This is a genomic window from Lentzea xerophila, from assembly GCF_051094245.1.
GTDB classification, from domain to species: domain Bacteria; phylum Actinomycetota; class Actinomycetes; order Mycobacteriales; family Pseudonocardiaceae; genus Lentzea; species Lentzea xerophila.
This window is the reverse complement of record NZ_CP194934.1, coordinates 714,432-740,748: the sequence shown is the minus strand read 5'-3', so window position 1 is coordinate 740,748 and position 26,317 is coordinate 714,432. Positions and strand designations below refer to the sequence as shown.

The 26,317-nt window shown below is 66.0% G+C and carries 28 protein-coding genes and 1 tRNA gene; 19 read left to right on the top strand and 10 right to left on the bottom strand.

Annotated elements, in window-relative coordinates; translation table 11 throughout:
* Positions 1-104 precede the first annotated feature (104 nt).
* On the top strand, positions 105-536 hold the full coding sequence (locus tag ACRSBM_RS03685) for a hypothetical protein (protein ID WP_434439750.1): 432 nt from the start codon (positions 105-107) through the stop codon (positions 534-536).
* 99 nt (positions 537-635) lie between these two features.
* On the top strand, positions 636-833 hold the full coding sequence (locus tag ACRSBM_RS03680; RefSeq protein ID WP_434439748.1) for a hypothetical protein: 198 nt from the start codon (positions 636-638) through the stop codon (positions 831-833).
* Between the two features lie 291 nt (positions 834-1,124).
* Here ACRSBM_RS03680 and ACRSBM_RS03675 read toward each other — a convergent pair whose 3' ends face one another.
* The 10 genes from ACRSBM_RS03675 to ACRSBM_RS03630 form a co-directional block, all read right to left on the bottom strand.
* Positions 1,125-1,616: an HNH endonuclease gene (locus ACRSBM_RS03675; RefSeq protein ID WP_434439746.1), complete on the bottom strand. Its 492-nt coding sequence runs from the start codon at positions 1,614-1,616 to the stop codon at positions 1,125-1,127.
* Positions 1,613-2,485: a phage antirepressor gene (locus ACRSBM_RS03670; RefSeq protein ID WP_434439744.1), complete on the bottom strand. Its 873-nt coding sequence runs from the start codon at positions 2,483-2,485 to the stop codon at positions 1,613-1,615. The genes ACRSBM_RS03675 and ACRSBM_RS03670 overlap by 4 nt, the downstream gene beginning before the upstream one ends.
* The gene (locus ACRSBM_RS03665; protein WP_434439742.1) at positions 2,482-2,991 is read right to left on the bottom strand and encodes an AP2 domain-containing protein; all 510 of its coding nucleotides are present in this window, start codon (positions 2,989-2,991) and stop codon (positions 2,482-2,484) included. The genes ACRSBM_RS03670 and ACRSBM_RS03665 overlap by 4 nt, the downstream gene beginning before the upstream one ends.
* A 99-nt stretch (positions 2,992-3,090) precedes the next feature.
* The gene (locus ACRSBM_RS03660; protein WP_434439740.1) at positions 3,091-3,462 is read right to left on the bottom strand and encodes a hypothetical protein; all 372 of its coding nucleotides are present in this window, start codon (positions 3,460-3,462) and stop codon (positions 3,091-3,093) included.
* Positions 3,455-4,138, bottom strand: a complete 684-nt coding sequence (locus ACRSBM_RS03655) for a hypothetical protein (protein ID WP_434439738.1) — start codon at positions 4,136-4,138, stop codon at positions 3,455-3,457. Before ACRSBM_RS03655 ends, ACRSBM_RS03660 begins: the two co-directional genes overlap by 8 nt.
* A 359-nt stretch (positions 4,139-4,497) precedes the next feature.
* Complete coding sequence (locus tag ACRSBM_RS03650; RefSeq protein ID WP_434439737.1) at positions 4,498-4,692, bottom strand: hypothetical protein; 195 nt, start codon at positions 4,690-4,692, stop codon at positions 4,498-4,500.
* A gap of 525 nt (positions 4,693-5,217) precedes the next feature.
* Positions 5,218-5,535, bottom strand: a complete 318-nt coding sequence (locus ACRSBM_RS03645; protein WP_434439736.1) for a hypothetical protein — start codon at positions 5,533-5,535, stop codon at positions 5,218-5,220.
* Between the two features lie 101 nt (positions 5,536-5,636).
* Positions 5,637-5,870, bottom strand: a complete 234-nt coding sequence (locus ACRSBM_RS03640; RefSeq protein ID WP_434439734.1) for a hypothetical protein — start codon at positions 5,868-5,870, stop codon at positions 5,637-5,639.
* Between the two features lie 72 nt (positions 5,871-5,942).
* Positions 5,943-6,098 (bottom strand): hypothetical protein, encoded by a 156-nt coding sequence (locus tag ACRSBM_RS03635; RefSeq protein ID WP_434439733.1) that lies wholly within the window; start codon positions 6,096-6,098, stop codon positions 5,943-5,945.
* Between the two features lie 217 nt (positions 6,099-6,315).
* On the bottom strand, positions 6,316-6,492 hold the full coding sequence (locus tag ACRSBM_RS03630; protein WP_434439731.1) for a hypothetical protein: 177 nt from the start codon (positions 6,490-6,492) through the stop codon (positions 6,316-6,318).
* A 1,214-nt stretch (positions 6,493-7,706) separates the two neighbouring features.
* On the opposite strand from ACRSBM_RS03630, the gene ACRSBM_RS03625 reads away from it, so the two are divergent.
* The 17 genes from ACRSBM_RS03625 to ACRSBM_RS03545 all read left to right on the top strand — a co-directional run bounded on the left by ACRSBM_RS03625 (position 7,707) and on the right by ACRSBM_RS03545 (position 26,312).
* A complete protein-coding gene (locus ACRSBM_RS03625) occupies positions 7,707-9,560 on the top strand; it encodes a hypothetical protein (protein WP_434439729.1) in 1,854 nt (617 codons plus the stop codon).
* The gene (locus tag ACRSBM_RS03620) at positions 9,550-11,355 is read left to right on the top strand and encodes a hypothetical protein (RefSeq protein WP_434439727.1); all 1,806 of its coding nucleotides are present in this window, start codon (positions 9,550-9,552) and stop codon (positions 11,353-11,355) included. The genes ACRSBM_RS03625 and ACRSBM_RS03620 overlap by 11 nt, the downstream gene beginning before the upstream one ends.
* 11 nt (positions 11,356-11,366) lie before the next feature.
* Positions 11,367-11,642 carry a hypothetical protein gene (locus ACRSBM_RS03615; RefSeq protein WP_434439725.1) on the top strand — a complete coding sequence of 92 codons (276 nt, stop codon included), beginning with the start codon at positions 11,367-11,369 and terminating at the stop codon, positions 11,640-11,642.
* A complete protein-coding gene (locus ACRSBM_RS03610; RefSeq protein WP_434439723.1) occupies positions 11,639-12,061 on the top strand; it encodes a hypothetical protein in 423 nt (140 codons plus the stop codon). Before ACRSBM_RS03615 ends, ACRSBM_RS03610 begins: the two co-directional genes overlap by 4 nt.
* A 142-nt stretch (positions 12,062-12,203) precedes the next feature.
* Positions 12,204-12,515, top strand: coding sequence for an HNH endonuclease signature motif containing protein (locus ACRSBM_RS03605; RefSeq protein ID WP_434452948.1), 312 nt, complete (start codon positions 12,204-12,206; stop codon positions 12,513-12,515).
* A gap of 3 nt (positions 12,516-12,518) precedes the next feature.
* Positions 12,519-17,999, top strand: a complete 5,481-nt coding sequence (locus ACRSBM_RS03600) for a hypothetical protein (RefSeq protein WP_434439722.1) — start codon at positions 12,519-12,521, stop codon at positions 17,997-17,999.
* 58 nt (positions 18,000-18,057) lie between these two features.
* Positions 18,058-19,584 carry a hypothetical protein gene (locus tag ACRSBM_RS03595; RefSeq protein WP_434439720.1) on the top strand — a complete coding sequence of 509 codons (1,527 nt, stop codon included), beginning with the start codon at positions 18,058-18,060 and terminating at the stop codon, positions 19,582-19,584.
* A gap of 5 nt (positions 19,585-19,589) precedes the next feature.
* A complete protein-coding gene (locus tag ACRSBM_RS03590; RefSeq protein ID WP_434439719.1) occupies positions 19,590-20,492 on the top strand; it encodes a hypothetical protein in 903 nt (300 codons plus the stop codon).
* 3 nt (positions 20,493-20,495) lie between these two features.
* Entirely contained in the window at positions 20,496-21,332 is an 837-nt protein-coding gene (locus ACRSBM_RS03585; protein ID WP_434439717.1) for a hypothetical protein, read from the top strand.
* Between the two features lie 58 nt (positions 21,333-21,390).
* Positions 21,391-21,462: transfer RNA gene (locus ACRSBM_RS03580), tRNA-Asn, on the top strand.
* A gap of 119 nt (positions 21,463-21,581) precedes the next feature.
* Entirely contained in the window at positions 21,582-22,091 is a 510-nt protein-coding gene (locus ACRSBM_RS03575; RefSeq protein WP_434439715.1) for a hypothetical protein, read from the top strand.
* A gap of 50 nt (positions 22,092-22,141) precedes the next feature.
* Positions 22,142-23,101, top strand: coding sequence for a N4-gp56 family major capsid protein (locus ACRSBM_RS03570; RefSeq protein ID WP_434439713.1), 960 nt, complete (start codon positions 22,142-22,144; stop codon positions 23,099-23,101).
* Positions 23,102-23,184: 83 nt separating this feature from the next.
* On the top strand, positions 23,185-23,613 hold the full coding sequence (locus ACRSBM_RS03565) for a hypothetical protein (protein ID WP_434439711.1): 429 nt from the start codon (positions 23,185-23,187) through the stop codon (positions 23,611-23,613).
* 8 nt (positions 23,614-23,621) lie between these two features.
* Positions 23,622-23,912, top strand: a complete 291-nt coding sequence (locus ACRSBM_RS03560; protein ID WP_434439709.1) for a hypothetical protein — start codon at positions 23,622-23,624, stop codon at positions 23,910-23,912.
* Positions 23,912-25,165 carry a hypothetical protein gene (locus ACRSBM_RS03555; protein WP_434439707.1) on the top strand — a complete coding sequence of 418 codons (1,254 nt, stop codon included), beginning with the start codon at positions 23,912-23,914 and terminating at the stop codon, positions 25,163-25,165. The genes ACRSBM_RS03560 and ACRSBM_RS03555 overlap by 1 nt, the downstream gene beginning before the upstream one ends.
* Before the next feature lie 2 nt (positions 25,166-25,167).
* Positions 25,168-25,413, top strand: a complete 246-nt coding sequence (locus ACRSBM_RS03550; protein WP_434439705.1) for a hypothetical protein — start codon at positions 25,168-25,170, stop codon at positions 25,411-25,413.
* A complete protein-coding gene (locus tag ACRSBM_RS03545) occupies positions 25,404-26,312 on the top strand; it encodes a hypothetical protein (protein WP_434439704.1) in 909 nt (302 codons plus the stop codon). The genes ACRSBM_RS03550 and ACRSBM_RS03545 overlap by 10 nt, the downstream gene beginning before the upstream one ends.
* Positions 26,313-26,317: the final 5 nt, after the last annotated feature.

The following is a 26,317-nucleotide window of genomic DNA, read 5'->3' as shown; positions in this document are numbered from 1 at the left end:
GGAGAGCCACAAGTTGTGGCAACCTGTGAGTGAGCAAGATGTCAGGTAAGCAGGATGCCTCGACGCGCCTGCCCAAGGCACGCCACTCAGACGAGGGTTGGGACATGAGCACTGGCGGACGGCCACGGAAGCTGCCGGACGACGACACGCTGCGCGAGCACCTCGAGGCTGGCATGACGCAGGGCGACATCGCCCGTAAGTACAACGTGCGCCAGCAGAGCGTGAGCATCGCGATCCGTAGGATGCAGTCCGAGGGCAGCGAAGACCGGGAGCTCCCGGCATGGCCGTGGCCGACGAAACTCGCCCATCGCCAAGGTCGCAACTACAAGGCGATGGTGGCCTATAAGAGGTGGTCCGCTGGCCTGCAGGTAACGCCGGATCAGCTGCAGCTTGCCAAGCGCTTGAAAGAGATCACGGACCAGCTCAACTGTGTCATCACCTACGACACCGAACACGGCTTCGTGTACACGAACAGGCGCCCTGAGGACGGGTCGGAGATGTTCGTCGTGAGGGATCCAACCCGCGCGTCAGGCTGATGCTTGCCGCATCTTGACAGCCTTGAGAAACGTTCCTTCAGTCAAACGTTCACCTGTTCGAGTGACAATGATCGACGTGCACAGCAGGCAGATGATCGGATGTCAGTCACAGTCTCAACCCTCGATGTCGGCAACCCGACCCGTCCCAAGGACATTAGCCACTCCGGCGGGGAAGTGATCAAGGTTGAGGAGGGTCACCTCTTCGTGCTGGGCGACTATCCCGATAATCGGACATCGCGCAGGGTCGTTGCTATCTATGTGTCCTGGTTCAGTGCCGAGGCGGCCTCCGGCAGCTGAATGCGCGAGGCGCCGGCGGCGGCCAGAACACCGACGCCCCCCTCAATACGGGAGAGGACGACGTCTGGCCGACGTCGTTCCCGTCCTATGCCTCGACCTCGGTCGGACGATTCAGCTGCGTGCATCTCCGGGAACATCCTCGAGCGCACGCACGGGCGCGGTGAACGCGTTCGACACTTAGCACATCTACAACATCCACAGCTACGAACCACGACACGGGCCCCGCCGTCCGCTTCGCTGGGGACAGTTGTCAGCGTGTTGTCGCCTGGGCAGTCGAAGAGCGAGAGAACATCAAACACGGGATCCTCCCGGAAAGTTCAGCCAGGCGAACTCACCGTGCAGTTCGATGGCTGCGGCGTCACGCACGCGGGCCGCCTGCGCGGGGTCGATGAAGTAGCCGAGATGCTTCCGCTTCCCGTCGATCCTGATCTGAGCGCACCACTTGCCGAGGCGGGCGTTCCAGTGCACGCCGACGTACCCACTTGGCCCCGGCCGCTGACGCTGGCGGTTGCGCCGGTTTTCGGCTCTGGTCCCCAATCGAAGGTTGCTGCGACGGTTGTTCAGCCCATTGCCGTCGATGTGGTCGACCTCGAGGCCCTTTGGGGCATCAAGCAAGAACCGATGCAGGTATTGAGTCCCCTGCTTACCCTCGTGGCGAACCGTGCGGACGCCGTACACGGTGTTGCGCAGGACCAGCGCCTGCCACTTGATCTGCGAGACACGGTCCCAGTCCGACTCGTCGACCAGGGCGGCGTAACCACGGGTCAGTTGGAGTTCCCTCACCGCATAGCGGCCACCTGGTCAAGTGCCGGCGCAGGCAACTGCGCCCTGCTACTGCCGTTCAAGGTCACCGCTTCCGCCGAGCTCAACCGCTTGCGGATCAGTTCGACGCCGGACGGCCTGACGTAGGTGGTGTACGTGGCATGGGTTGTGTTCTGTGCCTCGTACGTGCCGGCAACAACCTTGAAGTGGCGAGCGTACTGCTGATATGGGCGGTTGTCTCGCTGTAGAACGCCGGCGTCACGCAATTGACGCATCATGATGTTGCGACCGAGGCCCAACTGGTTCGCCACCGCGCCCATGCCAAGGGCATTCTCGGCATCCATGTAGGCATCGAAGGCGTCGGCCTTCGGCTTCGCAGCCTCGAGTTCTCGCGCCTGCTCTACTGTCAGCGCAACCGCGGCACGCCAGCGGTCGAGCACCTCAAGCTGTCCACTCGGGGTGCTCATGTCCGGGAGAGCCGGCACACCGTAGCCGCCGGTCTTCCGGATCTGCGGCAGAACCTCGTGCGTGACCCATCGCTTGAACGGCTTCGCATCCGGCTTGTCCGAACGAAGGATCAGTGTGTAGAGCCCCGACTCGTTCACGATCGAGCGGTTCGGGTTGCCGGAGGTTCCCTCCGCCAGACGGATGGAACCCTTCTCGTCCTCGTCCAGACGGGAGAGCGCGTTGCTGACGTTGGCGATGTCAAGAGCGGCGCAGACGTCTGCCGCGACGAACCAAGGCTCTCCGTCCACCTGGACGGTGCGGACCTGCCGGCCGGAGTACTCGAACAGCGCGAGCTTGCCCGCTGCAGGCTGCCTACCCGACATCCCGAGTACACCTGTCACATCGTCGGCCTGGTCGTCGAAGAGGGAGAGGGTGTCAGTCACGAGAGTCCCCCAGGGAAGTTCAACACAGCCAGCTCGCCGTGAAGCTCGATCGCAGCGCGGTCTCGAGCTCGGGCGGCATCCTCGGCAGTGGGGTGGTGGCCGAGGTGCTTCTTCTGGCCGGCAACCTGGATCTGGGCCCGCCACTTTCCGAGGCGAGCATCCCAGCTCACACCGATGAAGCCTGACTTGTTGTTGCTCTGGCGACCGTGACCGCGGGTTCGGCAAGCGTTGTAGGAACTTTCGCTGCGGGACACCCGACGCAGGTTGGTTCGAGCACAGTTCAGTCCGTCGCCATCGAGGTGGCCCACCCGTTCGCCGGGGCCGGCATCCAGCAGGAACCGGTGCAAGGACTGGTTTGTCCAGCTGCCGTCGCCCCGCCGGACCTTCCGCACTGCGTACACGTTCTTGCCTGGCATCACGACGCACCACCGGTGCGCACTTACCAGCTCAAAGTCCTCGTCATCGACGAGGGCGACGTAGCCCTTGGAGAGGGGGACTTGCTTCACATATGGCGGCCTCCGGCCTACTCGAAGTGAGAGACCAAAGGGTAGCGAGAGGACTTCGCGTTTTCGGCCATCCTCTTCTGACATCGGCGGCGCCGGAGGTCAGCTCTCATCCGTTGGCTCGTCGAGCATGGCCAGCGCGAACTCGAGAGCATCGCCCCACGGCTCCGAGTCGTCTTGTCTCGCCTGTATGCAGTGCAGGAACACCTGCACCTGAGGGCCGAACCAGCCCTCGGGCAGCCAGTCCACCTCGTCGCCTTCATGCTTAGCGCCCAGTTCCTCGAACAGCCTGGTGTTCCACCCATGGATGACGTGCCCGACCAGGCAGGAGGGTTCGCCGCTGGAGGAGTAGCTGCACCTCACGCCGCCGTCCGGCGGCATGTACACGTAGTCGGCACCCTTGTCCGCCACCACCTCGGCGGCCAGCTGTCTCGCCCGCTCCAGCGTCAGCGGCGGGAAGGTCTGCTCACTCACCGGACTCATCCTCTCCGAGGTCGGCGCTCTCGGAAGAGGGCGCCTCGGTCGCCGTCGTCTCCGACGAGGACGACAGGTACGTCGCCTCGATCAGGTCGGCGATCTCAGCGAACGTCTTGCCCTCGTCGTTGAGGGTGGACGCCAACTTGCTTCGCCTCGAGGGCAAGCGCAGGTACGGGTCGCTGTTGCCGATCCTCAAGTGAGCTATGACTGCCGGCGGGAGGAACGAGTCTCGTCCGTCGTAACTCCTGCTCCACTCCGCAGGGCCGGAGACTTCGACTCCCAGCCTCTCGGCGAACAGCTCGCACGCCACACCCAGGCAGCAGAACCTGTCGCCGGTCGGGCTTGCGTAGCGCAGCGCACCGGCGCCCTGCTGGTACTCGCCGGACCGCAGCGCGGCCACCCACTCGGCGTAGAGGTCGCCGAACTCGGCGTCGTCGTCGTTGAACCCGTGCGCCGAGCTGCGACCCCAGATGTCCAGGGCGTCCAGCCCGAGGCTGTAGCCCAGATCGAGGGTGGGATTCCAGTACAGCTGCCCGAGGATGCAGGCATCCCCGCTCTCCATGTCCAGCCGGCTCAGCTCGATGCGGTCGTGCCACCTCGGCTGCTTCTCGTCCAGCAGCGCCACGCCACGGGCCACCCGCTCGGTGACGGTGTCGGTCTTGGTGTCAGTCATTGGTCTCACCCTCCAATGAGGAATGGTTTAGCTTCGGAGCGGATCGTCACTTCGCACGCTGACGGGATTCGAACCCGCATCAACCCCAACCCGGGCTGGGATCGTGTTCACCACGGGGCTCCGCCGATGGCCCCTCTTACACGCACAGCGTCCGCTTCGCCGGCAGGCAGGACGGCTCAGCTTGAAAGAACTCACGAGGGCAACCCAGTCCGGCGCCTGACCGGGTGGTGCACACCCCTTGCCTGCGTTCGCGCGCTGCCGAGGGGTTGAACCTCGGACCTCACCCGTCGGCTAACCGATCGGGTCAGTGCTACCCAGCCAGCGCTGTCTACTCCCGCCACGACGTGGCGAGGCGACGTCTACACCTTCACCCGCTTGAATCTCGGGCAAGAACAGAAGTTGCACTCGGCCAGGCCGAGGCCGAGATACTCGCCTGTCTGCTGCGAGTAGGAGTTGTGCGCGCCACGTCGATGTGCACACGCGCAGACCTGGCTGTCCCGCTGCACCACGTCAAGGCGCAGCTCCGACGACGTCATCACCTCGTCACCGCCCATGACAGGCGGGATCGGTGACGCTCTCAACCGGCACCCAGCGAACCACAAGGTTGTGAGCGTCCGCGTACCGCTGCGCAGCGGTTGGCGAGGTGTACGTCTTGACCGCGTCCGCCTGGGCGTAGCGTCCGGTGCCGCCCGACCACTTGAACACCCCGTGCAGCCCCTCCGACACGACCAGCTCACCGTGGCAGTACCGGCATCGCTTCGGCGGCGCGCCGAACCCGTTAGCGTGGAACTGGGACTGCCAGTGCCCTGGTTCCCGATTGATGCACGTGAACCGCTTCGCAAGTTTCTTCACGGCAATACCGGACCGCACACGCGGTTGCCCATCGTCCGGCAGTCCCAGTTCGGCTCATCTTCCTGCGGAAGATGTGCTCTCGGGTCATCCTCCTGCTGGGTCTACACCTTCACTCCGTCCGTGACCGTCGTTCTCACGGTCGGGCCAGGCGTGGTGCCACACTCCGCCGCGCCGGCCAGCATCGGCACAGCCAAGGCGACGGCGATCAAGTAGCGGCGCATCACAGCTCAACCGCCCAGTTTCGTCAGGCCGGCGAGCTTGATGGCGTTGCGGTACGCCCCGGCGAGCTGGTTCTCTACACTGCCCTTGATGCTGGCGGGGTTGGCGTCCCTCTCGGCCTCGTGCTGCCGTGCGCGCTCGTTCAAGCGCTGCCACCGGAAGCGGGACCACGCTTCGGGCAGGAAGCCGCCGTTGGTCAGCCACTCGTCCAGGCCGGCGAGCTTCTCAATGAGCTCGTCCTGGTCGTCCTCACTGAAGTGGTCCCAGCCCGTGTGGGCCTTGACGACCAGTTGTCGCAACGACTCCAGTGCTGCGTTCGGGTCCATCTCGATACACCTCACCCGTGTGTCGGTCGGAAGATCAGGGGAGATCGCTCACCCTTGGCAGCGCACGGACACCAGGCCCGTGCACCACCAGCTATGGGCGATCAGCTGTTCGGCTCGGCTCCGAGGCCGAGCGCCCGGTACTGCTCGGCCAACACCTGGCCGTACGTGTTCAGCTTCAGCGCCGGCTCACGGCGCCACGCGTAGCGGTAGTCCGGGTTGTCTGCCTTCATGTCGCGGCAGTACTGCTCCGCATCGGCGTCGGTGACACCCCACAGGTCCGCGTCCACCGTCGTGCCGTCCGGTGCCGTCTGCGTCACCGTGTGTCGAGTTGCCATCGTCCTCACCCTTTCCTGGCGTCCAACCCCAACGCACAGCCGACGGGCTGTGGATGAGGCAAGACGTCAGGCCTAGGCAGGCCAGGCGTCAATGTGCAGATCCGCCGCCGGTACCCAGCCCCAGTCGCCGTCCTCCCATTCCACCCACCAGTGAGAGCCCTCCTCACCCGTGGCCGTGCCTTCCAGGCCGGTCCGCTTGTGCTTGACCTCGCGTCCGATCAGCTGCATCCGTCTCGCCCTCGCTTTCTTCGAGCACGCGGCAGCCGGGCCACGTGGACCTGTTGCTGCGGCTGGGTACCGGCGTGGTTTCGTTCGACCGGCACGCCACCGGTACCGCGCGGGGTCAATGGCCCAGGTGTCTTCGTCCTAGGCCGGCCGCTTCGCGCTCAGGGGCTCACTCCCCTAGCCCACGGGTCAACGTCACCGCGGGGGATCTACAGCTGCGTCAGGCGTTGATGTTCGCCGACACCATGTCCGTGACCGCGCTAAGCACCAACGTGTCGACGTCGTCCAGGTCGAGCATCGCCGGCATCGACCAGTTGCCCGACCAGTCGAACGTGACGTCAACCGTCCGGTCGCCGCTCAGTGCCACCTCAACGTTCACCGCTCTGCCCTCCGTCACCCCGGCCTCACCCTTTGACCGCTGGACACAGCATGAGGGACACAACAAAGGTGTGTCAAGAGGGACTCACAACAAACCTCTGAGCTGCACTTAGAAGAGGTCGGAGCCCGACATGGGGCGCTCGTACACAACAAACCCTGGGCGGATTGGCCCCACATCAGCTACATCGGCAGCCGAAACAGGCCGTCACTAGCGCCACCCGGATGGAGCAGCAATGACGATCCAACTTCCACGATGTGGAAAAGTACGGCTGTTCAGCCGCGAGTGTGGCCGTCACGCTCCGTCCACATACCTACAGGTGTCCTGGTAGACCTAGAAGAAGCAGGACTGGGAGGGGATGGGGTCGGGGGGAGGGGGTGGAGTGATCTTGGTTCATCTCATAACAGCTGTTCGTGACGATTCAGAGCTCGGCGCGGCCAGGCCGGCCGCAGGCCAGGGACCGACCGGGGTGTTTGTTAATGAGTGTGAGTATATATATAACTCTCCGTATAAATTTTCGCAGTAATGGTGGTATTGCCGGTAAGAACACCGCTGGTACGCCACCCTGGGCGTGGTGGTGGCAACCGATGGCAGCAGTGGTGCGGGTTCCCGGGCCCTACCACCCGTGCCTCAGTACGGGACCGTGGGCGCAACCGAGGCGACTTATCGTCAGTCAGGGCATGGGGGTTGTGATCGTCCCTGCGTCAACGACCTCGAGGTGCCTCTGGCTCGCTGCGGATCCGCGGATGGCCGGTTCTGAGAAGGCCTCCCAGTACAATATGAGCGAAGCGAATTAAGCCCCTAGTAGTTCGGCGCCGACCCATGAAGGCGCCTCACCCCAACACCTACCCCGGCCCCTGAAGGCCGGGGAGTAGAGGTAGACGGATCGGCCGATCCACGAAGGCCGATCCTTAGTAGAGGGTTAGTTCGCGCGTATGCGCGCGAGGACAAGTCCAGTTCCAACCCGAAGGACGAGAGCCCCCGGCTCGCTTGGGTGGATCGCTCGCCACCCCCAGTCCCTCGCCGAAGCGTCAAACTGGATAGCCCCGCAGTCGATCTTGTTTCGCAGTACTGAAACACCTGATCTCTACAATTACGAGGGTGGACGTTGTGGCGTCCACTCGCCCTACGAGTTCCGAGGCATGGCCTCCTCGTAGCGAAGAACCGGTCCCCTCCCGGTATTGAGCCCCGGCGTCCGCTACCGCGCCGGGGCCTTCTTCTTAGGACGGTTGTCGTTGCCGAAGACCCTTGACGTCATCACCGCGAAGCGGGTGGTTCTGGACCATCTCGCCACCGGAGCGACCGTCAACGCGGCGATGCTGAAGGTCAACCGCTCGAAGGAAACGTACCGCGCGTGGATGCGCGACGACCCGGAGTTCAAGGCCGCGGTGCAGGGTGTGCGGGAGTCGATCGCCAAGGGCGAGAAGGCGAAGACGGCCGTACCGGACTTCCCGGAGTTCTGCGCGAAGTACCTCGACAAGCCGTTGCCGGAGCATCACCTGCGGGCGTGGGATGTGGTGCAGGGCCGGGAGCCCCGCGACTTCATGGAGTGCATGCAGTACCAGGCGGGCAAGAACCCCGGCCGGTACGTGATGATGAACTTCCCGCCCGATCACGCGAAGAGCACTGTCTGGAACGTGCAATACGCGCTGTGGCGGATCATCAAGGACCCGAACATCCGCATCATCACGGTGTCGAAGTCGCAAGGCATGGCGAAGAAGTTCCTTCGTCAGATCAAGTTCTACCTGTCGAATCCGGCGCTGTTCCCGGCGCTGCACGCCGCGTTCGCCCCAGAGGGCGGCTGGAAGAACGAGGACAAGTCCTCGGGTGACGCCTGGCGTGACGACATGATCTACGTCAAGGGCCGGGACATGGCGGAGAAGGACCCCACCGTCCAGGCCCTGGGTATCGGCGGGCAGATCTACGGTGCCCGCGCCGACCTGATCCTGCTCGACGACATCGCCGACATCCAGACCGCGTCGGACTACGAGAAGCAGGCCGACTGGATCGGCCAGGAAGTGTTCTCCCGCCTGGACAAGAAGCACGGCCAGCTGATGGTGCTGGGCACCCGCGTGGGTGCGGTGGACATCTACCGCTGGCTGCGCGACGAAGCGAAGCTGGGCGGCAAGAGCTTCTACACCTACTTCGCCCAGCCGGCGATCCTCTCGTCTCCCTCGGAGCCTTCGTCGGAGTGGGTGGTGCTATGGCCGGAGCGGATCGACGCGGAGGCCATCGAGGACGCCAAGGCCGCCATGACCGACCCTCGCCGGTTCTCGTTCGTCTACCAGCAGGAGGACGTCAACGAGATGTCCGTCTTCCCGCCCAACCAGGTGGAGGCGGCGGTGAACGGCCGCCGGTTCGCGACGGTGATGCAGCCGCACGTGCCGGGCCACCGCGAGAAGGGCATGGCGGGGCTGTACATCGTGGCCGGGTGGGACCCCGCCTCATCGGCGGGACGCAACGCGATGGTGGTCGGTGGCATCGACAAGAACGAGAAGAAGCGCTGGATCTTGGACGTGTGGAACAAGAAGGGCGTCACGTCCGCGCACACCATCCCGAAGCTCAAGGAACTCACGCTCAAGTACGGCATCAACGAGTGGCGTATCGAGAAGAACGCGGTGCAGCAGTTCATCACGCAGCTGCCGGAGATCCGCTCGTTCCTGTCGCAGAACGGCTGCCGGCTGGTCGAGCACTCCACCACGTCGAACAAGTACGACCCGCACATGGGTGTTGAGGGGACTCTTGTTCCCCTCTTCCAGTCGTGTGTGGACCCGCTGACGAACCGCGCCAAGTCCGACGGGACCGGACTGATCGACCTGCCGTCGCGCCGCCTGGGGGCGGGTTCCAACGCGCACGTGCACGAGCTGTGCGAGCAGCTCAAGTCGTGGGAGCCGGAGAACAAGAAGCTCGTGCAGGACCTCGTGATGGCGTTGTGGTTCTGCGAGCTGGGGATGCGGGAGTACGTGCGTGGCGCGGCAGGGGAGAACACGCACATGAGGTCTCGTTTCACGTCGCGCCGGTCGCTCGCCCGGCGTATCAGCGCCTCCTTCGGGGAGCTGCTTGACCAGGGGTTGATCCATGCCGTCTGACATCCGTGACATCTGCCGTCGCGTGGACGCGATGCGCTCCGAACCGGCCGCGGTGCGGCGCGTGGCCGCCCAGGACAAGGTGCGCCTGGTCCGCCGGGGCGACATCGACATGCTGTTCCCGGACCTGTTCGCCGACGACATGCCGAAGTCGGTGGTGGCGAACCTGGTGGACGTGGCCGCCCGCAACGTCGCCGAGAAGATGGCAGCGATGCCCGCGCTGGCGTGCACAGCCGGCAACATGACGACGTCGGCCGACGAGGCGCGGGCCACCAAGAAGAACAAGATCGGCTCGTATTACTGGCTCGAGTCCAATCTGGCCGAGCAGCAGTTCATGGCCGCGGACGGCCACAACGCGTACTCGTTCGCTCCCTACGTCGTCGAGGCCGACTGGAAGAAGTCGTGCCCGAAGATCCGGGTGGAGTCGCCGTTCGGCGCCTACTATCGCCGCGACCGTTTCGGCCGCTGCGTCGAATACGCGAAGGTCACCTACACGACCCTGGGCGAGCTGGCCGCGCGCTACCCCGAGTACGCCGCGCAGATCCTGCTGGGGGAGAACGGCAACCGCAAGGACCCGAACGCCGTCGTCGAGAAGATCTGCTACTACGACGACCACCGCAAGGTCGTGTACGTCCCCTCCTGCCGCAACCTGACTCTTGCCAACGTCCCCAACCTGCTGTCCCGCTGCCCCGTGGTGATCGCCGAGCGCTGGGACCTGGAGGACACCAAGCGCGGCGCCTACGACGACGTGGTGTACGTCCAGCTGGCCCGCGCGGTGATGGCGCTGTTCCAGCTGAAGGGCGCGCAGCAGGCGGTTGAGGCGCCGATCGCCATGCCGGACGACGTCAACGCGATGAACCTCGGTCCGGACGCCATCCTGCGGACCAACAACCCGCAGGCGATCCGGAGGGTCAACCTCGAGCTGCCGCAGCAGGTGTTCGGGCTGACCGAAATCCTGGACCGCGAGTCGAAAACAGGCGCTCGGTATCCTGATTCCCGCACCGGAGGCATGTCGGCCAGCATCATCACCGGCCGCGGCATCCAGGAGCTGCAGGACACGATGTCCGATCAGGTCCAGGCCGCGCAGGTGGTGTTCAAGCGGGCGCTGGAAGAGGTCACGTCGCTGTGCTTTGAGATGGACGTGACGCTCTGGCCGGGCATGAAGAAGACCATCGAGGGCTTCCTCACCGGCAAGCCGTTCCAGATCACCTACACGCCGGCCAAGGACATCGGCGAGTCGTGGGCCTGCAAGGTGATGTATGGCTTCACCGCCGGCCAGACGCCCGCCCAGGCGGCTGTGATGCTGCTGCAGCTCCGCGGCGACAAGTGGATCAGCCGGGACACGGCCCGCCGTCACGCCCCGATCGAGATCGACCCGGACGAGGAGCAGCGCGCGGTCGACCAGGAGCTGATGGAGGACGGTCTGCTGCAGGGTTTCGCCGCGTATCTGCAGGCGATGGGGCCGATGGCGATGCAGGGCCAGGACCCGACGATGGTTCTGACCTCCGCGGCGAAGGCGATCGAGCTCCGCACCAAGGGTAGGCCGCTGCACCAGGCGATCCTGGAGGCGATGGAGAAGCCCGAGCCGGAGCCGCAGGCGCCAGGGATGGCACCGGAGAGCGAGCTTCCGCCGGGAATCCGGGACAACGGGCTGACACAGGGGGTCGCACCGGGACAAGCCGGGATGCCGCCGGGCGGCATGCCTGCCATCTCGTCGTTGATGGCGGAGCTGCGTGGCCGCGGCGAACCGCGGATGAGCGCCACGGTCATGCGCAAGCAGGCCATCGGCAACGGCTGAGAGGGGCTCTCGTGAAGATCGAAGTCATCGCCGCAGGCAAGGGCAGCATCACCATCAAGACCGACTCGGACGACTACTCCTCGGCGGAGATCATGTCGATGGCTCGCAGGGCAGCCAACATCACCTCGAAGATGCTGCGCGAGGTCGGCGCCTCGGGCACCAAGAAGTTCGGTTTCGAGGCGGGGGTGCAGCCCGAGGACGCGTCGCTGTCGCCCACCCGTGCGACCGATCCCGTTCTGGACGTCGATCACGACGTCCCCGGCTACCTGCCGGGTGATGCCCGATGACCGCCGCAATCTCTGGCCCCGGCGCCTTCTCGCAGCGCACCGACGCCCCCGGCCAGCCGATCCGCGACCTGCCCAACCCCGAGTACGGGGAGGCGACGGCGTTCCGCGACCAGCAGAAAGCGGCTCCTCTCAGCCAGGCGCCCGGTATTCCCCGGATGGAAACGCCTCCACCCTCGGCCGGTATGGCTGCACCTTCATCCGCCCCCACCGGCCCTCTGCCCCCGCTTTTCGCCCCCTCGCAGCGTCCTGACGAGCCGATCACGGCAGGGGTGCCCTTCGGCCCGGGGCCATCCTCGATCGGCACGGAGCGGGCGCCTGAGGCGTACCAGACGTCCACGCAGCTGCGCGAGTACGCGAACGCCGATCCCACCGGAGCTCTCGCCTGGCTGGCGAACATGCTCCAGTCTCAGGGGCAGTAAAGGGTGGTTGTGGTTGACCGTTGAGCTGCGCGAGTACATCGAGTCGCGGTCCGTCCCAGAGCCGAACACAGGCTGTCTGCTTTGGCGGGGCTGCACGAGTCACTACGGATACGGCCAGTTCCGCCGGGACAAGAAGACGCTCATGGCGCACATCACGATGTGCGAACTCGCGAACGGCCCGCGGCCAAACAGCAGGCATCAAGTCAACCACCACTGCGATACGCCGTCCTGCTGCAACCCGGATCACCTGTACTGGGGCACCCAGTCCGAGAACATGCAGGACTGCGTTCGGCGCGGACGCTACCGCGCCCACAACGCCGAGAAGACGCACTGCTCCAGGGGGCACGAGCTCTCGGGTCCGAACGTGATCTTCCGCCCGACTGGTGGCCGACGCTGCGCGACGTGCCATCGGCGACAGAAGTTGGCCTCCTACTACCGATGCAAGAAGGCCTGAGTCATGGCGAAGAAATATTGGTACCAAAAGGTCGGGGATCCTGATGCCCTGGTCCAGGCCGCCACTGCCCCCGTCTCCGATCAGCGCATTCGCGCCGCCACGGCGATCCGTTACGCCGGGGCGTTCCAGGACGAACCCGAGGTCGCTCAGGCGCTCGTCAACTCGAACGTCCCCACCGCACTGGCGATGCGCGCGTTCCAGGGCTATTCGGCCACCAAGAAGCAGAAGGTGGCGGAGATCGCCCAGGCTGCGGGCTACGGCTCGAAGTCGCAGGAGCAGGAACGCAAGCCTGTCGAGGCGACCAAGCCTGAAGGCGACGGCATGCCGTGGTGGGGTCCGAACATCTTCAACCCGGTCACCAAGGTTGTCGCGAACGCGGCGACTGCTGTCGTGGACGCTGGCAAGGCCACCGTAGGAGCCATCGGGGATGCGCTCAACATCATCGCCTCGCCGATCACCGCCAGCGTTCAGGCGGGCTACGCCTCCGAGTCTGTTGTGGACGACGCGCTGCAGGGCGCGAACGAAGCTGTGCGGGGCGTGCCGGTGGTGGGCGACCTGTTCGGCGGGCCTGTCGCCGCGGTCACGGGCCTGGCTGGGTTCGCGGCGAACGTCTTCGAAGGTGCGAACAACATCGCCCAGCTCGGTCAGGCCGACGAAACCGGCCGGGTACCTCAGCAGTTGTCGGACCAGCAGGTGGCCGACATGCGCCGGGCTGGGTACGACCCGGACAGCTGGACGTCCCGGTACGCCTACTACTTCCAGGAGATCGGCGACAAGCGCTCCCCGGTCAGCGACAGCGCCGTGGCGAAGCTGAAGCAGCAGTTCAACCCGTCGGATGTGGACGCCGCGCGCGAGATCGTGGCGTCAGGGGCGCTCAACGACCTGGCCCGCTCGACCCCTGTTCTCTCGGAGGCTGCCCGCGGGCTGCTGGACCGCGCTTCCCGGCGCGACGGCAACGCCGAGAACCTGCTGAAGGCGATGGCGGACAACAGCCAGTTGTCGTTCGGCGGCAGGCTCATCGAGAACTCCGCTCCCGAGCCGCCCAAGGTGGGCGAGATGTGGGGGCAGGGCTCGACCGAGCGCACTATCGGCGCGGCGCTGTCGGACCTTGTCGTGTACTGGTACGCCGACCCGCTGGTGGGTGTCGGTGCGGCCAACAAGGCGTACAAGTTCAACGCCTACGGCGTGAACATGGACAACCTCGACGACGTCACGGTGGCGATCCGTGCGTCGGACAACGAGTTCAAGCCGGTCGGTCAGATCGCGCAGCGGTTCGACCAGGCGATGGAGCAGGCCGACCGCATCGTTCGCCTCAACCAGTCCGGCAAAGCCGAGGACGCGGTGCAGGCGGGCGCGGAGTACGCGTCCTGGATCAAGCGCTACCCGTCGATGCGCGGGGCGTTCGACACCATCATCGGCATGCGCTCCGGCGCTATCGGCAAGCTGACGCTGCGCAACAAGGACGAGGCGGTCAAGGAAGCAGACCGCGCGCTGGAGACGGGCCGCAGCCCGGCGCCGTGGATGATCGAGGCCCCGTCCGACGGCAAGCCTCTGTGGTCGTTCGTGGACGCTAGCGGCAATCCGCTGCCGGCCGACCTCCGCGCCGCTGAGCGGGCCAAGCTCGCGGACGAGATGTCCACGTTCCTTGTCGCCGAGGCCTACGCCTCCGGCCGGGAGATCACCGGTTCGCGGCTGCTCATGCCCGGCCAGCTCTCGCTCAACGGTGCCGTGCGGGACAAGCTCGGCAAGTGGGGCGTGGACCTGCTGATGCGACGCGACAAGAGCGCCATGCGTCAGCTGGACGAGACGCAGAACGTCGTCAACCTCAACAACGTGTCGTCGTCGCCGACCGGCACCTACGACGAGCTGCTTCGCCCGGAGTCGGCGGAGTGGATGCGCAAGAACTACACGTTCGGCGCCACCCACATGTTCGCCCGCGGATGGCGGATGTTCGAGCGCACCTTCTCCGACATGACGATCAACCCAGTGGACCCGAACTCGGCGGTGGCGTTCGGACGTTTGGTCAGCCAGTTCATGCCGAAGCGCCAAGCCCAGATGGTGCAGTCTCAGTACGCCGCCGCCAACCCTGGTGAGCGGTACGCGATGCTGCGCCAGACCGTCGGGTCGTTCCTGAACGTCATGAACCTGCGCAACACCCCTGAGGCGCAGGAGCTGGTGGAACGGCTCACCAAGGGCATGATCCCCGCCGACCAGGCCATCAACGGCTACCGTGCCGGCGGCCACGAGTGGTACACCACGCCGAGCAACAACAACATCCGTGTCGGGGATTACACGCTGGCCGCGGCGGTGCATCCCTGGCAGCTCAACGAAGGCCTGGTGCTGCCGAACTGGCGCGAGGTGCGATCCCTGGTGGACCGCGGCAAGGTGCTCAACGCCGTGCTGGGCACGGTCGGCCCCTGGGCCAACAGCCTCAACCAGACCTACAAGGCTTCCAAGACGATCTCCCCGGCCAACGCCGCCCGCCAGGCGCTGGAAGGGTTCGCTTTTGCGGCCGTGCGTGACCCGGCCGCACTCGCCGGCTACCGCAAGGCCCGTGCCGCTGTGCGGGCGGATAAGCTGACCAGGAAGGTCAACGACAACGACCTCGCCCGCCTGGCCAACGACGTTACCAACTTCAGCGCGGGCGATCTGCACATCCTCGAGAAGGCCCGCCAGGCAAGCCCGAAGAAGTACGCGATCGCCATGACCGGACTGTTGCAGCGCAACGGCTTCGACCCGGCTCACGCCGACGTGCTCGTCCGCTTGGGTGAGGATGTCGACCTCACCGGCTTGGCGTCGTCGAACACGTGGGGCGTGGCCCAGCTCGCGATGGCCGGCCCGCTCGACTTCGTGCGCAAGGTCCGCGCCGAGCGTGCCCGCCGCCTGGGCGGCGAACTCAACGACACGCCGCTGTCCAAGTTTTTGGACAAGGAGACGATCGCGGCCTACACCGAGAACGCGTTCATGCAGCTCGGGTCCGCGGCCGACAACTACGTCACGTCGTCGGAACGCATCGACCGCCAGGCGCGGGAGCAGGTGTTCGCCGGTGCGGGCCGGGGCCTGACGCTCCGCCCGGCAAAGCTGAAGAACGCGTACGAGTGGCTGGGGCCGCGTGGGAAGGTCAACAACCAGCTCTGGATGATCGAGCTCGGCAAGCGCCTCGACGACGAGATCGGCGAGCGCGTGAGCAAGGCCATCGCCGAGAACGCGACCGGCAAGGCCACGCACGACATCGACGACATGATGTACCAGCTGTTCGCTGTCGACGACCTCGGCTCGTCGATGCGCACCAACTCGGCACGCATGCAGTACCTGCCGGACGGCACTCTCGCCCGATCCGACGCCGATCGTAAGATCGCCGCCGGGACAGCGGCACGTACCGCCGTCGACGACCTCGTGCACCACCTGGGCGGGGAGGTCGTCCGGCGCCCGGACGGCAGCCTCGACTCGATCAACTTCGATCCCAGGCTCACGCCGCTGCTGGACAGCCTCGCGGCCGGCACCCGTCCGACCGCCGACGACCTCGCGAAGCTCCCGCACGACGTCTACCCCGAAGGCCTCGTGCACACCATCCAGACGCCGATCCCGGGCGGCACAGGCTCGCTGCCGCAGAAGATGGCGAACCTGTCGAGCAGGGCCTACGGCGCCGTCGTGGCCAAACCTCTCGCGCACATGGTGCTGCAGCCGCTGTACCTGGCGGAGAAGCGCATCGCCTACGCCGAGGTCGAGCCGCTGATGCAGGGACTCATCAACCGCGGTCTGACGCCGGGTGACGCCTCCTATCTCCTGGAGACGATGGCGAACAACCGCGCCATCGCGCGGACGTTCATGGTCACCGACAACCCGAACGAGCGGTCGGTGTTCTCCGAGCTCGCCGACAAGTACCTGATGTTCCAGCGCGCCAACGAAGACTTCGTCCGCCGCTTGGTCAACGCCACCAAAGCCAACCCCGGCGCGCTGGCCCGTGCCAACCTGATGATGACCACCGCCGCGCACACCGGCGCGGTGCACTACGAGCCGCAGCAGGACGAACAGGGCAACACCGACTACCACCTCACGTTCACCTACCCCGGCTCCGCGCTCGCGCAGCGGGTGCTGATGGACTCGATGGTGGCCCTCGGCCTCGCCCCGGAAGAGGTCTTGCGCGTCCCCCAGTACGACGGCCTGAAGTCACAGGTCCGGTTCCTCAACCCTGGTGCTGCCAACCCCATCCAGTTCTCGGCCAACCCCGTGTTCGGCTGGGCGATCAACGGCATGGAGAAGATCTGGCCGTCGGCGACGATCGAGCTGGAACGGATCAGGCGCGGCCTGCAGGGCGGGGAAGACTTCGGCGCCGGCCAGTCGACGCTGCAGCAGTTGATGCCCGCAGCGCTGCAGCGGTTCGTCCCGCTCATGCAGAAGGACGACGCCGACGGACAGTTCGCTTCCGCGTTCCGCACCGCTGCCATCTACGCCGAGGCGGCCGGCCAGCTTCCAGGCCCCGATGCGAGCCCTGAGGAGCGCGCTAAGGCGCTGGACGCGCTGAAGGCTACCTCCACCAACATCCTGATCCTCCGGGCGTTCACAGGCGTTTTCCTGCCCGCTTCGCCGCAGGCGGCCGACCCGAACGGCGACTCGTCCGACAACCTGCCCGACGTCGACCTGATCGGCCGGATGCAACAGCTGCCAAACCTGCGCGGCGAATGGTTCGCCATCAAGTCCGAGCTGGCCAAGAAGTACCCGGACAACTACCCGCGCGCCCTGTCGGAGGCGCACGTCGAGTTCGCGAAGCGCTACCCCGGAGAACTGATCGTCAACCCGGCCGCGTTCAACGTCGGCACCGTCAAAGTCGGTGGGGAGAACGTGTCGGGCGTGCCGTACACGATGGACGGCACCAGGTGGATGCTCGACAACATCGACCTGATCCGCAGCAACCCGACGGTCGCTCTCGCGCTGATCCCGCGCGACACCACCGGCGGCGACTTCAACAACGAGGCGTACAAGCTGCAGCTGAAGGCGGGTTTGCGCACGCATAAGGATCTCGAGCAGTTCTACAATGACGTGACGCTGGCAGCGGACATCGACGAGTACAACAAGGTTCGCTCCGGCTACTTCGAGGCGGCACGCACCGGCAACTCGAAAGCCGTCTACGACAAGATGGACAAGTGGGAAGACGGCTGGCGCCGCACCCACCCGCTCGCCTCCGCCGAGCTGGACCGCCGGGCCGAACCCCACTTCGTGCACGCCGAGATGGCTCCCGCGCTGGAGCGCATCGCCGCCGGCCAGGCGAGCCTGCCGAAGAACATGGAATCCTACCGCTCGCAGATCGGCGAGATGTACACCGACTGGGCCGAGTACCGGGACAAGTACTTGAAGGTGTCGTTCTTCGACAACGCCACCCGCTCCCGGCTCAACAAGAACTACCGCGAGACCGGCAACCAGAAGTGGAGCGGCACCCCCCTCAAGCACCTCTGGTCCCTGATGAACGTCTACGAGGTGAACTGATGCGTAGCAACGAAGTTGCACGCCCGGCGCACCAGTCCTGCGGAAGGATGCGCTAACCATGCCCATGCTCGCAGCGGTTGACGCCGCAGGCCCGGAGCCGCTGAAGGTTCCGTCCGGCTCCATCTCCCAGCAGGTGCAGACCGCTCAGACGGCGATGGCTCAGCACCGCGCGGCCGAGCGCGCCATGTACCCGTTCAACCCGAACGCGCAAGCGACGATCGCCAACGCCGTCAAGCGGACGGCGCCACCACCCAGGCCCGCGGTGACGCTGTACGCCCAGCCGCAGACCTCACGTGGCCGCATGCTTCCCGGCCTGCTCGGCGACGACGAACCCATCCTCGGGTCGGACGCCCCGGCGGGTGGCATCACCCGTGACGAGTACGGCATGCCCGTGCCGATCAACACCGCCAAGCCGAAGACCGGGCCTGTCACCGACGGCGACCCGATGGACGCGATCCCCACCCGCGGAGACAGGCAGTACGGCTCCGAGCAGTGGGTGAAGCGCAACATCGAACAGATCGTCGAAGACATCGGCAAAGACCCGACGATCACCACGCAGCGCCGTGCCGTGGTGAAGCAGATGGTGGACCTGTTCGGCAAGGACATCCACTCCCGCGTCTGGCACACCGAAGACCTCGCGGTCAACCCGATCCTGCGCGAACTCACCAACCTGTCCACCTGGTCCCGCTACCGGCAGGCCGTCTCGGAGTGGCAGGCGAAGAAAAACAAGCTCGGCACCGAGACCGAGGACAACGGCGACGGGTCGTTCTCCTCGCTGGTGACCGGATCGTTCAGTCAGAAGACCGGCACCGGTAACGTGCCCGGCTTCATGGTGGCGAAAGACAAGAACGGCCTGCTGTACGTGACCGATGTGGACACGTGGATCAACAGCAAGCTCTCGGACATGAAGAAAGACCCGAAGCTGGCCGCGGACACCATCACCGCCTTGGCGTCCATCCAGGCCTACGGCTCGGACTCGTCGTCCAACAATGCCGCCTCCCGCGTCGTCACCGACGCCAACGGCAACCCCATCAAGGCGTTCATTTCCAACGAGGACTACACGGCGCTGAAGAACATGGCGCTGCTGGCGGTCAACTCGCAGAGCGTCGGCAACGAGGAAACCCTCGAGGACTTCTTCGGCTCTCTCGCCGCGCAGTCCCAGGCGGTCGTCAACGACCCGCAGTTCGAGTACTCGGGAAGCTCCGGCAGCGGTGGTGGCTATGGCCGCGGCGGCTACGGGGGCGGTTACGGCGGTGGGGGTTCTGGTGCCGGGGCGGTGCGCTACACCGACAGCGAGCAGCTGGGAGCCCAAGTCGACGCCATCGCGCGGCAGCGCATGGGCCGGTCCCTCAGCCCCGAGGAGAAAGCCGAGTTCATCGCCTTCTACCACAAGCTCGAGGAGACGATGACCGCCGCGTACTACGCCGGCGGGTCCAACACCCAGCTCGACCCCGAAGGCCAGGCGGTCGGCTGGATGGAGTCGCGGTTCGCACAGGAACGCGGCGCCCACAACTACGCCAACCTGGCGGCGAGGTTCATGCAGATAATCGGGTCCGGCGGCTTCGCCGGCGCACTGGGAGGCTGACCTAGATGTCCATGCCGTTGCAGGTGCGGACCGACCCGCCCAAGCCCGAGGACGTCCGGGCGTCGTACGGGTTTGTCGCCCTCATCGCCCAGCAGATCCCAGAGATCGGCACGCTCATGGAGCAGGCCGTCCGGGAGCAGTGGACCCCCGACCGGTTCAGCCTGTCGCTGGCCAACACCAACTGGTGGAAGAACACCCCGGACGCGGTACGCCAGTGGACGGTCAAGAACATCGCCGACCCGATGTCGGCGCAGCAGGAACTCTTGGCCGGAGCCGACAAGATCCGCAACCTGTCGGCAGCTCTCGGCCTGCCCCAGCCGGACGTGGAGAAGGCTAAGGGGCTGTACCTCCACACCCGGATGTTCGACCTCGACGAGATCGGCACCAAGGCCCACCTGACGCGGCAGCTGCTCGGCGACCAGCCTGGGCAGGTCGCGGGGGTGTACGGCGACCTCGTCACCGGGATGTGGAAGCTGGCCGCCGAGTACGGCTACAACACTCCCGACATGGCGCAGCGCATCCACCAGGAAGCGCGCAACATCATGGGCTCAGGCGGCGACACCGGCCGGGTCGGGCTGACCTCCTGGCAGGGCATGATGCAGAACTACGCCGCGTCCAAGTACGGCGCGTTCGCCGACCGCTTCCGGGCCGGCGAGACGGTGATGGACGTCGCCCGGCCCTACCTGGACACCTACGCCCAGACGCTCGAGCTCAACGTGCAGGACGTCGGCCTCAACGACAACCTCGTGCAGAAGGCGCTGCAGGGCGACGGGCAGGCGGCGCAGCCGGTGTGGCAGTTCCAGCAGGAGCTGCGCAAGGACGAGCGCTACGGCTACACCAGCGGCGCCCGCCAGGAGGCGGGCAAGACATTGCAGGCCATCGGCCGCGCGTTCGGGATGGTGGGGTAACCGATGACGTCTCCGGCTCCGACGTTCGACAACAACGCCTTCGAGATGCTGCAGGCGCAGCTGCGCGAGTGGGGACTGGAGTCCCTGACCGGCGTGGTGCGGGACATGCTGATCGCTGGTGACTCCGGCGACGTGATTCCCATCAAGCTGCGGCAAACCCAGGAGTACAAGGAGCGGTTCTCCGGCAACGAGCTTCGCCGCCGGGCCGGGTACGCGGCACTGTCCGAAGCGGAGTATCTGTCGATCGAGGGCAGCTACAAGTCGATCATTCGTCAGTACGTGGGCTCCGGCACGTACGACACCAAGGACAACTTCGAGAAGTGGTTCGCCTCCAACACCTCGCCCGTCGAGCTGAACCAGCGGTTCGAGGCGTACCGCGAGGACTACAACTCCCGCCCGCAGGAGTGGAAAGACATGTGGGCCGCCAACGGACTCACCCCGGCCGACGCCATCCGGGTGGTGGCTGACCCGTCGGTCACCGAGACCGACCTGAAGCGGAGGCTCTCCGCCTACTCCATCACCGGTGAGGCGATGAACGCCTACGACGGCTACCAGTTCGACCTCGGCCGTGCCGAGCAGCTCGCCTCGTACGGCGTCACCGCGGAGCAGGCCCGTAAGGGCTTCCAGGACGTGGCTCAGCGGCAGCGCAACGACGAGGCGCTGTTCCGCATGGCAGGCGACGAGACGAGCCGCACAGAGCTGGAGAACGAGGCTCTGCTCAACGATCAGGGTGTGGGTGCCCGGCGCCGCAGGGCGCTGGATCAGGAGCAGGGGCGGTTCTCCGAGAACTACCTCGGCACCGGCCAGGGCGCGCTCTCGAGGCAGAGCGGCTCGTACTAGAGCGGCGCTCTAGTACAATATCCATACCCGCCAGGTTCGCTCGTCGGCCTGGTTTTCCTGGGGTGTAGCTCAAAGGCAGAGCAGCGGACTGTTAATCCGCCGGTTGAAGGTTCGAGTCCTTCCATCCCAGCTCCAGCGTCACGCGCCCGAGGTGACCGCTGCGTACTTCGATCGGGCGTCTACGGCAATCCCGCGCATCCACCCCTCGGTGCGTGGCGGCCTTCAAGAGGGCGTCAGGAGAACTGAATCATGAGCGACGATTTCCTCACGGACCCCGGCACGAACGCTGACGGCTCCCAGCTCCGCAAGTTCGCCGAGGCGCAGCAGCGCCGCGCGGAAGAGCTCGAGCAGAAGCTGAACAAGCTGATCGAGGATCGCAACACGGAGACCCTCACGTCCGCGTTTGACACCCACAAGATCCCGGCCAAGTTGCGCGACCTCTACAAGGGCGACCCCACCGCTGAGGCGGTTGGTGCCTGGAAGGAAGCCTACAAGGACGTGTTCAACTTCCAGCCACAGGGCGACACCTCCACCGGTGCGGAAACCACTGTTTCCCCCGAGGTGCGTGCACAGCAGGAAGCGGCACAGTCAGCCGCCGGTTTCGGCCAGGAACCCGGACAGTCCCAAGAGCTCGACGCCTTCAAGGCGAAGGCCGCGGCTGTGAGGAACACGAGCGCTCAGCGCAACCCCAACGCGCTGAACGAACTGCTCGCCGGGATGCTCCCCCAGGGCGGCTACACGCCCCCTCAGGTCATCTGAGCGCAGTCCCCCGTTCAGGCGTCTCCCTCCTGTCCCCGAAGGACTGAGAAATGGCTGACGTCAAGACCGACACCACCGTCTGGGCTGATTTCGTCCAGACGGCTTTCGACACCACGGTCGGCTGGTACCTCAACGACATGCCGCTGTTCCGCAACATCGCGGACAAGAAGCCGGTGTCGCAGGCCATGCCTTCCAACGTCGTCACCCTCTCCCTGCACGGCCAGCTGGCCGCGAACGCTACGCCCCTCACCGAGGGCGTGGACCCGGACGCGGTCGCCATGCCGGACGCCCGGCAGCTGAACGTGACGCTGCTCGAGTACGGCAACGTCGTGATGTCCACCGAGAAGCTGACGAAGGTCGCGTTCACGCAGACCGTGCTGCAGGACATCTCCCAGGAGATCGCCTCCAACATGGGCGAGTCGCTGGACCTGGTCTACAAGACCGTGCTGGACGGCGCCACCAACAAGCTGTGGCAGAACACCTCCACCGGCGCGTTCTCCACCACCGACCTCACCACCAACACCGGCGTGCTCTCCGCCAAGTCGGTGGCGGCGGCCGGTTCTCTGCTGGAGCGGCGCAAGGTGCAGCGGCGCGACGGCGCCAACTGGCTGGCCTACGTCCACCCGGACTGCGGCTTCGACCTCAAGGTCGAGGTGGGCGGCAACGCGTGGCTCAACCCGCACCAGTACGTCGACACCGCCAACATCTACGCCGGCGAGATCGGCACCTTCCACGGCACCCGCTTCGTCTCCACCCCGCGGGCAACGATCGTGGCCGGCACCCCCAACCAGTACAACACCTACTTCTTCGGGCGCGAGGCGCTCGTCGAGGCGGTCGCGACTGAGCCGGGTGTGCGGGTCGGGCCGAAGGTGGACAAGCTGCAGCGCTTCCAGCCCATCGGCTGGTACGGCCTGCTCGGCGCCTCCATCTACCGCCAGAACGCCAACCAGATCGTGCGCTCCATCTCCACCCTGGACGGTGTCGGCGGCACTCCGGCCGCGAACGCCTGACCCTAGGCGGTGATCCGCATCTCGGGATTCCCCGGCCCTACGGGGCCGGGGTTTTTCGTTAAGCGGCAAAGGAGTTAGGACTCATGGCTAACGCTCTGTTCGACCCGGGACGTGAAGGCTTCCTCGTCGGCGAGATCGACTGGGACACCGCGACCATCAAGGTGGCGCTGGTGCGCGGCTACACCTTCAACGCCGCCCACAAGTTCGTGTCCGACGTGACCGGTGCGGGCGGCACGCTGCACGTCACCTCGTCGGCGCTGGCGTCGAAGACGTTCACCTCGGGCGTCGCCGACGCGGCCGATGTCGCGCTCGGCACGGTGACCGCCAACGCCACCAACCACAACATCCTCATCTTCCAGTCCTCGGCCGTGACCGGCGGGGCGGACGTGGCCGCCACCGCGCAGCGGCTGATCGGCTACATCGACACCGGAACGCTCGTCCCGATCCAGCCTAACGGCGGAACGATCGACATCACCTGGGACAACGGCGCCAACAAGATCTTCAAGCTGTAGGGGGAACAGTGGCGGGCGTACCGTTCACAAAGGACTCACTCAACAACGACGTCGGCTCGGTGGTCCGCCAGGTCTACGCGGCGTTCGACAACGTCCGCAAGCTCCAGGCCACCCTGGCGGGTAAGCCCGACGAGGACCTGGTCGCACTCGGCTTCAGCTCTGCCGAGGTCGCCGACATCAAGTCGGCGTTCATCGACCTCGACAACCTGCGCCAGGTGTTCGAAGGCATCCGCGCCCAAGCTGGCGCCAGCGACTTCCGCTCGTTCGCCAAGCGCCTCATCGGGTCTGGCCTGTACTGATGCCCACTTTCGTTGCCGAGTACGGGGACGCGTGGTCTGACGCCACGTCCCCGAAGTCTGCCTCGGTGACGGTCGCCTCTGGCGACGCCCTGGTGGTGATCGGCGTCGTCTCCGACCAGGGGGCGACGCTGGCCACACCCACCGGTGGTGGCCTCACCTACACGCTGCAGCAGTCGGTGGTGGTGTCGGCCTACTGCGCGGTGTACGTGTGGACCGCTCTTCCCGCGTCCTCGCAGACGTTCACGCTGTCGGTGTCCCGCGCCGCGGGCGACAACACCTTGCCGTGGGGTTTCTCGGCGCTGCGGTTCTCGTCCGCCGCTTCGACCGGTGCGTCGTCGAAGACGAACGTGTCGTCCGGTGCGCCGTCGCTGGGTCTCACTACCGGCTCGGCGAACTCGACGATCGTCGCCGTCAACGCCGACTGGAACGCGACCGACGGCACGGCACGTACGTGGCGCACCATCAACTCCGTCACGCCGTCGGCGGGCAACAGCCTGGAGACCACGTACTTCCGGGACGCGTCCGCCTACACCGTCTACGTCGCCTACTACAACGACGCCGGGGCGGCGGGGGCGAAGACCACCGGCTTGTCCGCACCGTCCGGGCAGAAGTACGCGATCGTCGCAGTGGAGATCGTGGGCGCCGCCGGTGGCGGCAGTCAGACGATGGTGCCTACCGGCATCTCCTCGGCTGAGGCTCACGGTTCCCCGACGGTCACTACTGCAGCCACGCTGCAGCCCGGCTCAATCGCCTCAGGAGAGGCGTTCGGTACCCCGACCTTGTCCCAGTCCGGGGCGGGTCAGGTGATGACGCCCACGGGCATCTCAAGCCTGGAAGCGTTCGGGGCTGTCGTGGTTGTCGCTGCGGCCGGCGTTGCGCCCACCGGTATCACCTCGGCGGAAGCGTTCGGGACGCCCACTCTGGTGGCGTCCACCGGCGTCGTGCTCATCCCGGTCGGGATCTCGAGCGGCGAAGCGTTCGGCCTGCCGGCGCTGGTGATGTCCGGCCTGGCGTGGCGGCTCGTGCACCCGCGCATCGAGTACCGCCACCGGTTCCAAGGCAATCTCACGGTCGCTAACACCGTGGAGCTGTCCGTCTACGGCGACGACAGCGGCCTGGTGACGCATCAGGACGGTGACCCGATCCCGCCGGACGCGCAGTACGTGTGGCGCGGCGGCTACCTCAACACCACGGACAACCCGGCGATCCGGGATCTGTGGCTCGCGAACGGTTACGAAGTCGAGGCGGTTTGACGATGTGCACTTCCGGCTGTCCCACCCCCGGCACCCACTCCACATGGGGCGCGTGCCTGCGCGCCAAGGCCCTGCAGATCCAGCCGGGCATCATGGCCGCACCCGACCGCGACCAGTTCGACCGCGACCTGCAGTCCTACTCGGACGCCCGGCACGAGGGCCTGCAGCCTGCCGCACCCGACGAGAAGTCTGTGATCACGGCCCGGCAGTTCGCTGACGCGACGGGGGTGGGCAACCCGTGGCAGTGACACTCGCCCAGCAGGTGGAGCGCGTCCGCGACGCACTCAACCAGTCGAACTCCGAAGAGCTGTGCACGTTCAAAGGCTGGCTGCCCGAGGTCGGCTCACCCAAGACCGGCATCAAGCTCGACGACGTGATGGCGGGCGACAGGCTCAGCCACGTGCTGGTCGAGCTCGGGCACGAACTGGTGTACGTCACCTCCTACGACTCGCAAACCCTCACCGCCACCTGCCCGCCGTGGTTCCGGCAGCGCAACGGCTCCCCGGCCAACGACGACTACCCCGCCGACTCGGTAGCCGTCATCGGTCCACAGTGGTCGCACTGGACGATCGTGCAGCAGCTGGTGGCCGGATATCACGCCCTGCACCCGGACCTGTTCCAGGTCAAGACGACCACGCTGACAACCACTGCCGTGGAGCAGCGCTACGAGCTGCCCGCCGACTGCGATGACATCCACGACATCCAGCTTCACTACCCCGACGCGAGCGGCACGCAGCGTGCCGTCAACACGTGGTCGATCAAGACGACCAACCCGGACGGCAAGCGGTATCTGCACATCTCCCCGGTGGGCATGGGCGGCCTGACGCTGGACGTGACGTACAAGGCGAAGCCGATCGTCCCGGACCCTGCCGACGGCAGCTTCCAGTTCACCGAGTCCGGTCTGCTCGACTCGGCCGAGGATCTGCCGGTGATGTACGCGAAAGCTCACCTGGTGGCGTCGATGGAGTCGTCCCGCGCGCAGACCAAGTCGATCGAGCAGTCGGAGCGGGGCAAGTACATCCAGGCCGGCACCACCACATCGGTTGCCAGGTTGTGGATGCAGCAGTTCCAGGACCGGCTCAAGGAGGAGCGGCGCAAGCTGCTCGAGCTCTACCCGCCGCGGGTGCACCGCGAGCTGAACGGATAGGCGCG

Excerpts from the sequence above, each read along its gene's own strand:
- ACRSBM_RS03685 (WP_434439750.1), top strand. The coding sequence starts at position 105 with ATGAGCACTGGCGGACGGCCACGGAAGCTGCCGGACGACGACACGCTG.
- ACRSBM_RS03680 (WP_434439748.1), top strand. The coding sequence starts at position 636 with ATGTCAGTCACAGTCTCAACCCTCGATGTCGGCAACCCGACCCGTCCC.
- ACRSBM_RS03655 (WP_434439738.1), bottom strand. The coding sequence starts at position 4,138 with ATGACTGACACCAAGACCGACACCGTCACCGAGCGGGTGGCCCGTGGC.
- ACRSBM_RS03650 (WP_434439737.1), bottom strand. The coding sequence starts at position 4,692 with ATGGGCGGTGACGAGGTGATGACGTCGTCGGAGCTGCGCCTTGACGTG.
- ACRSBM_RS03645 (WP_434439736.1), bottom strand. The coding sequence starts at position 5,535 with ATGGACCCGAACGCAGCACTGGAGTCGTTGCGACAACTGGTCGTCAAG.
- ACRSBM_RS03640 (WP_434439734.1), bottom strand. The coding sequence starts at position 5,870 with ATGGCAACTCGACACACGGTGACGCAGACGGCACCGGACGGCACGACG.
- ACRSBM_RS03635 (WP_434439733.1), bottom strand. The coding sequence starts at position 6,098 with ATGCAGCTGATCGGACGCGAGGTCAAGCACAAGCGGACCGGCCTGGAA.
- ACRSBM_RS03620 (WP_434439727.1), top strand. The coding sequence starts at position 9,550 with ATGCCGTCTGACATCCGTGACATCTGCCGTCGCGTGGACGCGATGCGC.
- ACRSBM_RS03610 (WP_434439723.1), top strand. The coding sequence starts at position 11,639 with ATGACCGCCGCAATCTCTGGCCCCGGCGCCTTCTCGCAGCGCACCGAC.
- ACRSBM_RS03605 (WP_434452948.1), top strand. The coding sequence starts at position 12,204 with ATGGCGCACATCACGATGTGCGAACTCGCGAACGGCCCGCGGCCAAAC.
- ACRSBM_RS03600 (WP_434439722.1), top strand. The coding sequence starts at position 12,519 with ATGGCGAAGAAATATTGGTACCAAAAGGTCGGGGATCCTGATGCCCTG.
- ACRSBM_RS03595 (WP_434439720.1), top strand. The coding sequence starts at position 18,058 with ATGCCCATGCTCGCAGCGGTTGACGCCGCAGGCCCGGAGCCGCTGAAG.
- ACRSBM_RS03590 (WP_434439719.1), top strand. The coding sequence starts at position 19,590 with ATGTCCATGCCGTTGCAGGTGCGGACCGACCCGCCCAAGCCCGAGGAC.
- ACRSBM_RS03585 (WP_434439717.1), top strand. The coding sequence starts at position 20,496 with ATGACGTCTCCGGCTCCGACGTTCGACAACAACGCCTTCGAGATGCTG.
- ACRSBM_RS03575 (WP_434439715.1), top strand. The coding sequence starts at position 21,582 with ATGAGCGACGATTTCCTCACGGACCCCGGCACGAACGCTGACGGCTCC.
- ACRSBM_RS03570 (WP_434439713.1), top strand. The coding sequence starts at position 22,142 with ATGGCTGACGTCAAGACCGACACCACCGTCTGGGCTGATTTCGTCCAG.
- ACRSBM_RS03565 (WP_434439711.1), top strand. The coding sequence starts at position 23,185 with ATGGCTAACGCTCTGTTCGACCCGGGACGTGAAGGCTTCCTCGTCGGC.
- ACRSBM_RS03555 (WP_434439707.1), top strand. The coding sequence starts at position 23,912 with ATGCCCACTTTCGTTGCCGAGTACGGGGACGCGTGGTCTGACGCCACG.
- ACRSBM_RS03550 (WP_434439705.1), top strand. The coding sequence starts at position 25,168 with ATGTGCACTTCCGGCTGTCCCACCCCCGGCACCCACTCCACATGGGGC.